Here is a 968-nt window from a genome sequence, read left to right as displayed (position 1 = left end):
TTCAGGTTGCCGAGAAAGGTTTCCACTCCACGCTTTTCCATCTGGTGTGCAGCGGGGCCGAGATGGACGGTCGGTATCTGCTGGATGCCCTGCCACTCAAAGGAGCGCAGGTCAACACGTTCCGGTCTGCCCGCTGCTTCCAGATAGCGGTTGGTGATGGTCTCCCAGCCATGCCGCCAGACCTCGGCGTACTTCTGGTCGTTCCAGTCCACCATGTTTTCCTTGTGACACTTCCAGTTGCCGGAAGCGAGCCGGATGCGCTTGTCGTTCTCGTCAAGGTCGTAAACCTTTCGGGCTTTCGGGAGCCACCTGCCGTGCTCATCCATTGCCCGGAGCGTCAGCAGAATGTGGGCGTGTGGGTTGCCATCTCCCTTGTCGTGGATGGCAAAGTCAGCGATCATCCCTTTGGAAACAAACTGCTCCTGACAAAACTCTTTTATCATGGACAGATACCGCTCTTTCGGGACTTCCACCGGAAACGCCAGCACGATACGCCGGGCAAGCTGGGAGTTCCACTGGTTCTCCACGGCTTCCACGGCGTTCCAGAGCGTGGCACGGTCTGCATATCCGGGCGGCGCATTAGGTGGCAGCATGATTTCGGCGTGGACAAGCTCTTTCTTCTTGTTGTAGAATTTCGTTTTCTGGTCGTACTCGCTGAACAGCCGTTCGCCGCTCTGGTAGGCTGCGCCAGCAACAGCAGACTGCCCTTGGCTGCGTTTTACGATGGAAATTTTGAAGTGCGGACACGGCATAGGCATCACCCCCAAACAAAAAGACCGCCAAGCAAGATTGCTCTTGATGAACGGTCTGGAATCGTATTCGGTTTTGCTCGCCGCCTTGGAGCGGAGTGCTGTGCGCTTCGGTCTTAGGCGGGAGCCGCAAAAGGATAGTTGCAAAGCAGCGCAAGGAAAATGCAGTTTTCCTTGGGATGGAATCGGGCTGGCGCACAAACGCCAGCTTCGATTTCA

Annotated in this window: 2 protein-coding genes; one reads left to right on the top strand and one right to left on the bottom strand. The window is 56.3% G+C overall.

Annotated elements, in window-relative coordinates; all coding sequences use genetic code 11:
• Positions 1-752 (bottom strand): MobQ family relaxase (gene mobQ, locus AAAU26_RS01275; protein ID WP_349180882.1); only part of this gene is annotated, 752 nt, incomplete at its 3' end.
• On the opposite strand from mobQ, the gene AAAU26_RS01270 reads away from it, so the two are divergent.
• On the top strand, positions 724-968 hold a 245-nt coding region (locus tag AAAU26_RS01270; protein ID WP_349180881.1), incomplete at its 3' end, for a hypothetical protein. The genes mobQ and AAAU26_RS01270 overlap by 29 nt on opposite strands.

The sequence above is a fragment of the Faecalibacterium longum genome (assembly GCF_040094125.1).
In the GTDB taxonomy this organism is placed as follows: Bacteria; Bacillota; Clostridia; order Oscillospirales; family Ruminococcaceae; genus Faecalibacterium; species Faecalibacterium longum.
The sequence above is the reverse complement of the archived record's forward strand: the minus strand, read 5'-3'. Positions and strand labels throughout refer to the sequence as shown.